At 70.1% G+C, this 8,391-nt stretch carries 10 protein-coding genes; 8 read left to right on the top strand and 2 right to left on the bottom strand.

Annotated features, from left to right (window positions below):
* The 8 genes from sufB to VGN18_RS08685 all read left to right on the top strand — a co-directional run.
* On the top strand, positions 1–1,036 hold a 1,036-nt coding region (gene sufB / locus VGN18_RS08720), incomplete at its 5' end, for a Fe-S cluster assembly protein SufB (protein ID WP_327539285.1).
* A gap of 3 nt (positions 1,037–1,039) precedes the next feature.
* Positions 1,040–2,185 carry a Fe-S cluster assembly protein SufD gene (sufD, locus tag VGN18_RS08715; RefSeq protein WP_327539284.1) on the top strand — a complete coding sequence of 382 codons (1,146 nt, stop codon included), beginning with the start codon at positions 1,040–1,042 and terminating at the stop codon, positions 2,183–2,185.
* Positions 2,182–2,946 carry a Fe-S cluster assembly ATPase SufC gene (sufC, locus tag VGN18_RS08710; protein WP_327539283.1) on the top strand — a complete coding sequence of 255 codons (765 nt, stop codon included), beginning with the start codon at positions 2,182–2,184 and terminating at the stop codon, positions 2,944–2,946. Before sufD ends, sufC begins: the two co-directional genes overlap by 4 nt.
* A gap of 32 nt (positions 2,947–2,978) precedes the next feature.
* The gene (locus tag VGN18_RS08705) at positions 2,979–4,232 is read left to right on the top strand and encodes a cysteine desulfurase (protein ID WP_327539282.1); all 1,254 of its coding nucleotides are present in this window, start codon (positions 2,979–2,981) and stop codon (positions 4,230–4,232) included.
* Positions 4,233–4,266: 34 nt separating this feature from the next.
* Positions 4,267–4,746 carry a Fe-S cluster assembly sulfur transfer protein SufU gene (gene sufU, locus VGN18_RS08700; protein WP_349259862.1) on the top strand — a complete coding sequence of 160 codons (480 nt, stop codon included), beginning with the start codon at positions 4,267–4,269 and terminating at the stop codon, positions 4,744–4,746.
* Positions 4,743–5,090 carry a metal-sulfur cluster assembly factor gene (locus VGN18_RS08695; protein WP_327539280.1) on the top strand — a complete coding sequence of 116 codons (348 nt, stop codon included), beginning with the start codon at positions 4,743–4,745 and terminating at the stop codon, positions 5,088–5,090. Before sufU ends, VGN18_RS08695 begins: the two co-directional genes overlap by 4 nt.
* Before the next feature lie 29 nt (positions 5,091–5,119).
* Complete coding sequence (locus tag VGN18_RS08690; protein ID WP_327539279.1) at positions 5,120–6,325, top strand: acyl-CoA dehydrogenase family protein; 1,206 nt, start codon at positions 5,120–5,122, stop codon at positions 6,323–6,325.
* A 13-nt stretch (positions 6,326–6,338) separates the two neighbouring features.
* Complete coding sequence (locus tag VGN18_RS08685) at positions 6,339–6,659, top strand: DUF3817 domain-containing protein (RefSeq protein ID WP_327539278.1); 321 nt, start codon at positions 6,339–6,341, stop codon at positions 6,657–6,659.
* 18 nt (positions 6,660–6,677) lie between these two features.
* On the opposite strand, the gene VGN18_RS08680 is transcribed toward VGN18_RS08685, so the two are convergent.
* Entirely contained in the window at positions 6,678–7,118 is a 441-nt protein-coding gene (locus tag VGN18_RS08680) for a GNAT family N-acetyltransferase (protein WP_327539277.1), read from the bottom strand.
* Positions 7,115–8,365, bottom strand: coding sequence for an MFS transporter (locus VGN18_RS08675; protein ID WP_327539276.1), 1,251 nt, complete (start codon positions 8,363–8,365; stop codon positions 7,115–7,117). Before VGN18_RS08675 ends, VGN18_RS08680 begins: the two co-directional genes overlap by 4 nt.
* Between the last annotated feature and the right edge of the window lie 26 nt (positions 8,366–8,391).

Here is an 8,391-nt window from a genome sequence, read left to right as displayed (position 1 = left end):
GCAGTACGAGTCCGAGGTGGTCTACCACCAGATCAACGAGGAGCTCGAGAAGCAGGGCGTCATCTTCATGGACACCGACACCGGCCTCAAGGAGCACCCGGAACTGTTCCAGGAGTACTTCGGCTCGGTCATCCCGTCGGGTGACAACAAGTTCTCCGCGCTCAACACCGCGGTCTGGTCGGGCGGGTCCTTCATCTACGTGCCGAAGGGTGTGCACGTCGAGATCCCGCTGCAGGCCTACTTCCGCATCAACACCGAGAACATGGGCCAGTTCGAGCGCACCCTGATCATCGTCGACGAGGACGCCTACGTGCACTACGTCGAGGGCTGCACCGCGCCGATCTACAGCTCGGACTCGCTGCACTCGGCCGTCGTCGAGATCATCGTCAAGAAGGGCGGCCGCTGCCGCTACACGACCATCCAGAACTGGTCGAACAACGTCTACAACCTGGTCACCAAGCGGGCCAAGGCCGAGGCCGGCGCCACCATGGAGTGGGTCGACGGCAACATCGGCTCGAAGGTCACCATGAAGTACCCGGCCGTGTGGCTGACCGGCGAGTACGCCAAGGGCGAGGTGCTCTCGATCGCGTTCGCCGGCGAGGGCCAGCACCAGGACGCCGGTGCGAAGATGCTGCACCTGGCGCCGCACACCAGCTCGAACATCATCTCCAAGTCGGTCGCGCGCGGCGGCGGTCGCACGTCGTACCGCGGCCTCGTCCAGGTCAACAAGGGCGCGCACCACAGCCGGTCGACGGTCAAGTGCGACGCCCTGCTGGTCGACGACATCAGCCGCTCCGACACCTACCCCTACGTCGACGTCCGCGAGGACGACGTGACCATGGGGCACGAGGCCACGGTGTCGAAGGTCAGCGAGGACCAGCTGTTCTACCTGATGAGCCGCGGGCTGTCCGAGGACGAGGCGATGGCGATGGTCGTGCGCGGCTTCGTCGAGCCGATCGCCCGGGAGCTGCCGATGGAGTACGCCCTCGAGCTCAACCGCCTGATCGAACTGCAGATGGAAGGGGCCGTGGGCTAACCCATGACCGCACTGCTCAAGTCGACCGGATCGCCGGCCGAACGCTTCACCTCGCGAAACCCCGACGAGTTCCCGGTCCCGAGCTCCGCGCAGGAGGACTGGCGGTTCACCCCGCTGGCCCGGCTGCGCGAGTTCTTCGAGCCGTTCGAGCCCGACGGCGTGATCGAGGGCGACGAGTCCGTCCCCGCCGGCGCGCACGTCGAGGTCGTCGACCCGCGCACGCTCGACGCCTTCGGTACCGCGCTCAAGCCGGCCGACCGCGTCAGCGCGCTGGCCATGGCCCACGCGTCGAAGGGGCTGCACGTCACCGTCGACGCCGGTGTCGAGCTCGACGCCCCGATCGTGCTCACCCGCACCGGCATCAGCGGGCGCAGCTACACCCATCACGTGGTGGAGGTCGGCGCCAACGCGAAGGCGACGATGGTCATCGACCACCGCGGCCTGATCAAGGTGGCGGCCAACATCGAGTTCGTCATCGGTGACGGCGCGTCGCTGAACGTCGTCGCGGTGAACGGCGCCGACGACGGCTCGGTGCAGCTGTCCTCCTATGCCGCGCTCGTCGGCCGCGACGCCACCTTCCGGCACACCAACATCACGCTCAGCGGCTCGGTCGTGCGCATCGTCCCGACCGTGCGCTACGCCGGGCCGGGCGGCAGCGCCGAGTTCCTCGGGGTCAGCTTCGCCGGCGACGGCCAGCACTTCGAGTCGCGGCTGTCCGTCGACCACGCCGTGCCCAACTGCACCTCGAACGTGCTGTACAAGAACGCGCTGCTCGGCGACTCGGCCCGCACCGTCTGGATCGGCGACGTCCGCATCCGGCCGACGGCGACCGGCACGAGCACGTACGAGATGAACCGCAACCTGCTGCTGTCCGACGGCGCCCGGGCCGATTCCGTCCCCAATCTCGAGATCGAGACGGGCGAGATCGCCGGCGCCGGGCACGCCAGCACGACGGGGCGTTTCGACGACCTGCAGCTGTTCTACCTGCAGTCGCGCGGCATCCCCGAGGACGAGGCCCGCCGCCTCGTCGTCCGCGGGTTCTTCGCCGACGTCGTCGAGCGCATCGGCGTCCCCGACCTGGAGCAGCGCATCATGACCGCCATCGAGGCCCGGCTGGGCTTCACCCCCGAACTGGAGATCTCCGAATGACCACGCTCGAAGTCCGCGACCTGCACGTGACCGTCGGCTCCGGCGACGACACGACCGAGATCCTCAAGGGCGTCGACCTCACCGTCCGGTCGGGCGAGACGCACGCGATCATGGGCCCGAACGGGTCGGGCAAGTCCACGCTGGCCTACTCGATCGCGGGGCACCCGAAGTACACCGTCACCGGCGGTTCGGTCACCCTCGACGGCGCCGACGTGCTGGCCATGACCGTCGACGAGCGCGCCCGCGCCGGCCTGTTCCTCGCCATGCAGTACCCGGTCGAGGTCCCCGGTGTCTCGGTGTCGAACTTCCTCCGCACGGCCGCCACGGCCACGCGGGGCGAGGCGCCGAAGCTGCGCACCTGGGTCAAGGAGGTCAACGCCGCCATGTCCGAGCTCGAGATGGACAAGGCGTTCGCCGACCGCAGCGTCAACGAGGGCTTCTCCGGCGGCGAGAAGAAGCGGCACGAGATCCTGCAGCTCGAGCTGCTCAAGCCGAAGATCGCGATCCTCGACGAGACCGACTCCGGCCTCGACGTCGACGCCCTGCGGGTCGTCAGCGTAGGCGTCAACCGCGCTCGCGCGACCGGCATCGGCACGCTGCTCATCACGCACTACACGCGCATCCTCAACTACATCGCGCCCGACTTCGTGCACGTCTTCTTCGACGGCCGCATCGCGGAGTCCGGCGGTCCGGAGCTCGCCTCGCAGCTCGAGGCCGAGGGCTACGCGCGCTTCGGCGTGAACGAGACGGCGTCGGCCTGACCGCGCGGACGATCGATCAGAAGGGACGAGCAGTGGCTCTCGATGTGGAGGCGGTCCGCAAGGACTTCCCGATCCTGTCGCGCGAGGTGCACGGCGTCCCGCTGGTGTACCTCGACAGCGCGAACACGTCGCAGAAGCCGCAGGCCGTCCTCGACACGCTCACCGAGTTCTACGAGCGGCATAACGCGAATGTCGCCCGGGCCGTGCACACGCTCGGCTCCGAGGCGACGAACGCGTTCGAGGACGCCCGCGACAAGGTGGCCGCATTCATCAACGCGCCGAGCCGTGACGAGGTCGTCTTCACCAAGAACTCGTCCGAGGCGCTGAACCTGGTCGCCTACTCGATCTCGAACGCCACCACGTTCCCGGGCGCCGAGCGGTTCCGCATCGGCCCGGGCGACGAGATCGTGGTCACCGAGATGGAGCACCACAGCAACATCGTCCCGTGGCAGCTGCTCGCGCAGCGCACCGGCGCCACCTTCCGCTGGCTGCCGATCGATGACAACGGCCGCCTGGTCGACTCGGCGATCGACGACATCATCACCGAGCGCACCAAGGTCGTGGCGTTCGTGCACCAGTCCAACGCGCTCGGGACGGTCAACCCGGTTGACCGCCTCGTCGCACGGGCCAAGGCCGTCGGGGCCCTGACCGTGCTCGACGCGTCGCAGTCGGCCCCGCACTTCGCGATCGACGTGCAGCAGCTCGGCGTCGACTTCATGGCCTTCACCGGACACAAGCTCTACGGCCCGACCGGTGTCGGGGTGCTCTGGGGCCGCTACGACCTGCTCGCCGAGATGCCGCCGTTCCTCGGCGGCGGCGAGATGATCGAGACGGTCGACATGACCGGCACGACCTACGCCGCGCCGCCGCACCGCTTCGAGGCCGGCACGCCGATGATCGCCGAGGCGATCGGTCTCGGTGCGGCGATCGACTACCTGACGACGATCGGTATGGACAACGTCGCGGCGCACGAGCACACGCTCGTCGAGTACGCGCTCGAGCAGCTCGCCGGCATCGACGGGCTCACCGTCATCGGCCCGAACGAGGCGGTCGACCGCGGCGCCACCATCGCGTTCACGCTGCAGGGCATCCACCCGCACGACGTCGCCCAGCTGCTCGACGAGGACGGCATCGCCGTGCGCGCCGGGCACCACTGCGCCCGGCCGGTCTGCGTGCGCTACGGCGTCCCCGCGACCACCCGCGCCTCGTTCGGCATCTACACGACCACCGACGAGATCGACGCCCTCGTGCGTGGGGTCAAGAAGGTGAAGGAGATGTTCGGATGAGCGACGCTTGCGGAGCGAGGTGGTACCGATGAGCGTGCCGTTGGACTCGATGTACCAGCAGATCATCCTCGACCACTACAAGAACCCGCAGCACCGCGGGCTGCCCGAGACGTTCGACGCCGAGGTGCACCACGTCAACCCGACCTGTGGTGACGAGGTCACGCTCCGGGTGAAGCTCGTCGACGGCGCGATCGCCGAGCTGGGCTGGGAGGGTGAGGGCTGCTCGATCAGCCAGGCCTCGACGTCGGTGATGAGCGACCTCGTGGCCGGCAAGCCGATCGGTGACGCGCTCGCCCTGCAGGAGAAGTTCCTCGGCCTCATGCAGTCGCGCGGCCATGCCGAGCTGACCGAGGCCGACGAGGACGAGCTCGAGGACGCCGTCGCGTTCGAGGGCGTGTCGAAGTACCCGGCCCGCGTGAAGTGCGCGCTGCTGGGCTGGATGGCGATGAAGAGCGCGGTGGCCGAGGCCGGTTGGTCCGGCGCCGACACCCAGCAGCAGGAGGAGTCAGCATGACCGAGGCGAAGACCGTTCCGTCCCGCGACGAGATCGACGAGGCGATGCGCGACGTCGTCGACCCCGAGCTCGGCATCAACGTCGTCGACCTCGGTCTGCTCTACGACGTCGCGGTCGACACTGCCGACTCGGGTACCGTGATCACCCTCGACATGACGCTCACCTCGGCGGCCTGCCCGCTGACCGACGTCATCGAGGACCAGACCCACTCGGCCCTGACCGGCGGCCCGACCCCGCTCGCGAGCGACATCAAGATCAACTGGGTCTGGATGCCGCCGTGGGGCCCGGACAAGATCACCGACGACGGACGCGAGCAGCTGCGCGCGCTGGGCTTCAACGTCTAAGGCGGGGCCGCAGCGGGCATGCCATCGACGTGGATGACACCCGCGAACCCGTGCCCGGCGCCCGCGCCGACGTCGACGCCGACCTGTTCGACTACCGCAGTCTGCTGACCGACGACGAGCGGGCGCTGCTCGACCGGTTGCGGACGTGGCTCCGTGCCGACCTGGCACCCGTCGCCGACCGCCAATGGGCCGCGGCCGAGTTCCCGCACGACCTGATCGCCGGCTTCGGCGCGCTCGAGGTCGTCGGCCTGCCCTACGACCTGCCCGGCACGCCGACCGAGGGGCGGCTGCTGTCCGGCTTCGTCAGCCTCGAGATCTCCCGGATCGACTCGTCGTTCGCATCGTTCTACGGCGTGCACAGCGGCCTGGCGATGGGTTCGATCTACTACTGCGGATCGGACGAGCAGCGCGCGCGGTGGCTGCCCGCCATGCGCCGGCTGGAGAAGGTCGGCGCGTTCGGTCTGACCGAACCGCACGGCGGCTCCGATGTTGCCGGAGGCCTCGAGACGACCGCCCGCCGCGACGGCGACGACTGGGTCCTCGACGGCGCGAAGCGCTGGATCGGCAACGGCACCTTTGCCGACCTCATCGTGATCTGGGCCCGCGACGTCGATGACGACAGCGTGAAGGGCTTCGTCGTGGAGAAGGAGATGCCCGGATTCAGCGCGACCAAGATGGAGGGCAAGCTCGCGCTGCGCGCGGTGCAGAACGCCGACATCGTCCTCGACGGCGTGCGGGTGCCCGAGGCCAACCGGCTCGCCGGCGCCAACTCGTTCAAGGACACCAACGGCGTGCTGCGGCACACCCGTGGGGGAGTGGCCTGGAGCTCGGTCGGCGCGATGATGGCGGTCTACGAGGTGGCCGTGCAGTACGCCGCCGACCGCGAGCAGTTCGGCCGCCCGATCGGCGGCTTCCAGCTCGTCCAGGACCTGCTCGCGCGCATGCTCGGCAACATCACCGCCTCGCTCGGTCTGGCCGTGCGGGTCGCCCAGCTGCAGGACGACGGCATCTTCCGCGACGAGCAGGGCGCGCTCGCGAAGTCGTTCGCCACCAGCCGTCTGCGCGAGACCGTGGCCTGGGCCCGGGAGCTGCTCGGCGGCAACGGCATCCTGCTCGAGTACGGCGTCGCCCGGTACTTCAACGACGCTGAGGCGCTGTACTCGTTCGAGGGAACGCGTGAGATAAACAGCCTCATCGTCGGGCGCTCGATCACCGGGCTCGGCGCCTTCACCTGACCCGGGAGCGCACATGACCCAGACCGCACCGACGACCGCGAGCACGGTGCGGGCCTTCCGCGTGGTGGCCCTCGCCGAGGCGGTCTCGTGGCTGCTGCTCATCGTCGCCACCGTCGTGAAGTACACCGCGGGCAACGCGATCGGCGTGCACGTGATGGGCCCGATCCACGGCGTGTTGTTCCTGGCCTACGTCGCCCTCGCCCTGTTCGAGGTGCGGACGAAGCTGGGCTGGGACACCCGCACCACGCTGATCGTGCTGGCCGACTCGGTCATCCCCGGCGGCGGGTTCGTCGTCGCCCGGCGTCGCGACCTGCAGGCCGCCCCGCCGGCCTGAGCCGGTGTCACGGGTCGATCAGGCGGCTGAACCGGATCGGCTCGTCGGGCCCGGCCCGGGCCGGGCCACCTCGAAGCCCATCGCCCGGTGGAACGCGACCGAGCGGGTGTTGACCGGCGGGGTCATCGCCCGGACGACGCGCCGCCCGTGAGCGCGGCACAGCTCGAAGAACTCCGCGTACAGCTCGGCGGCGACCCCGCGCCCGCGCACCCGCGGGTCGACCCCCACGAAGTGGATGTAGCCCTCGTCGGGATGGGCCGGGCAGAGGAAGCCGACCAGGAACGCCCGTAGCTCCCCGGCGGTCGAGTCGACGACCCGGCTCGTGTCGCCGAAGTGATCGAGCAACATCCGCGGCAGCTTCGCCGCCACCGGACGGCCGAACCACTCGTCGATGACCGCGAGGATGCGGTCATGGTCACCCGGCGTGGCCGGGCGGCTCCGCAGGTCGGCGACGTTCATGGGAGCCGGGCCGGGGCGAGCGGGGTCGGCGTGAACCGCCGGTCGATCGCCAGCAGCAGGCGGTTCTGGCCCCAGGCGGCGAGCAGGCCGACCACCAGGCAGCCCGACCAGAACAGCCTCGGAGACGCCGCGAAACCCGACGCCCCGAGCACCGGCGCGAGCAGCCCGGAGGCCCCCCAGGCGACGCCGAGGGCACCCGCGTACCGCCCCCGCATGTGCGCGGGCGCCAGCGAGGCGATCAGGGCCTGGAAGGACCCGGCGGTGGCGATCTCGCCGACCGTCCAGACGACGACGCTCAGCGCGTACTGCCACGGCCGGTGGCACAGCCCGGTGGCCGCGAGACCGACCCCGACCAGCGCCATGCCGTCGGGCAGCGAGTGGTGGCGGGGCCAGCGGTCGAGCAGGCGCAGCGTGAGGGGCTGCCCGATCACGATGAGCACCCCGTTGATGGCGATCGCGTAGCCGTAGAACGACGCCGACAGCCCGGCGTGCGTGATCGCGAGGGGCAGCGAGATGCCGACCTGGGCGTAGAGCACGGCGTAGCCGAGCACCAACCCGGTGGCGGCCAGCAGCAACCGGTCGGCTCGGAACAGCCGGATCGGGTCGAGCAGGCGGGCCGGCGCGTCATCGGTCTCCGGCCGCGTCTCGGGCACGAACCGCAGGGCCAGCAGGCCGAAGGCGAGGGTGGTGGCGGCGTCGAGGGTGAACAGGACGCCGTACCCGAGGTGCAGCAGCAGCCCGGCCGACACCGAGGCGACCGAGAAGCCCAGGTTCACCGCCCAGAACTGCAGCGCGAACGCGCGGGTGCGGTCGGCCTCGGGCACGAGATCGGTGACCGCCGCGCTCGACGCCGGGCGGTACATGTCGGCCGCGATGCCCAGCACCAGGACGAGGGCGGTGATGGTGACGAGGTCGCGCGCGAGCCCGAGCGCGAACAGGCTGGTCGCGGTCGCGGCGAGGCTCGCGGCCAGCGTCGGCCGCCGGCCGAACCGATCGGTGAGCACGCCGCCGATCGGCTGCGACAGCAGCGAGCCGAAGCCCCAGACGGTGAGGACCAGACCGGTCGTGCGGATCGACTCGCCCCGCACGGTCGTCAGGTAGAGCACGAAGAACGGCTCGATGAACGTGCCGGCCCGGTTGACCAGGGTGCCCAGCCAGAGCCACCAGAAGGGCCGCGGCAGCCCGCCGGCCTGCGCGTCGATCAGGCGGCGCAGGCCGCGCCGGGCGGGGGCGTCGACGGTGTCCATCACCGGCAGTCGAACACACGCCTACG

Origin of the sequence: Jatrophihabitans sp., assembly GCF_036000465.1 — a bacterium.
GTDB lineage: Bacteria > Actinomycetota > Actinomycetes > Mycobacteriales > Jatrophihabitantaceae > Jatrophihabitans.
The sequence above is the reverse complement of the archived record's forward strand: the minus strand, read 5'-3'. Positions and strand labels throughout refer to the sequence as shown.

What these genes read in the sequence shown, in the direction of transcription:
- VGN18_RS08695 (WP_327539280.1), top strand. Translation starts at nt 4,743, where the DNA reads ATGACCGAGGCGAAGACCGTTCCGTCCCGCGACGAGATCGACGAGGCG.
- VGN18_RS08685 (WP_327539278.1), top strand. Translation starts at nt 6,339, where the DNA reads ATGACCCAGACCGCACCGACGACCGCGAGCACGGTGCGGGCCTTCCGC.
- VGN18_RS08680 (WP_327539277.1), bottom strand. Translation starts at nt 7,118, where the DNA reads ATGAACGTCGCCGACCTGCGGAGCCGCCCGGCCACGCCGGGTGACCAT.
- sufD (WP_327539284.1), top strand. Translation starts at nt 1,040, where the DNA reads ATGACCGCACTGCTCAAGTCGACCGGATCGCCGGCCGAACGCTTCACC.
- VGN18_RS08675 (WP_327539276.1), bottom strand. Translation starts at nt 8,365, where the DNA reads ATGGACACCGTCGACGCCCCCGCCCGGCGCGGCCTGCGCCGCCTGATC.
- sufC (WP_327539283.1), top strand. Translation starts at nt 2,182, where the DNA reads ATGACCACGCTCGAAGTCCGCGACCTGCACGTGACCGTCGGCTCCGGC.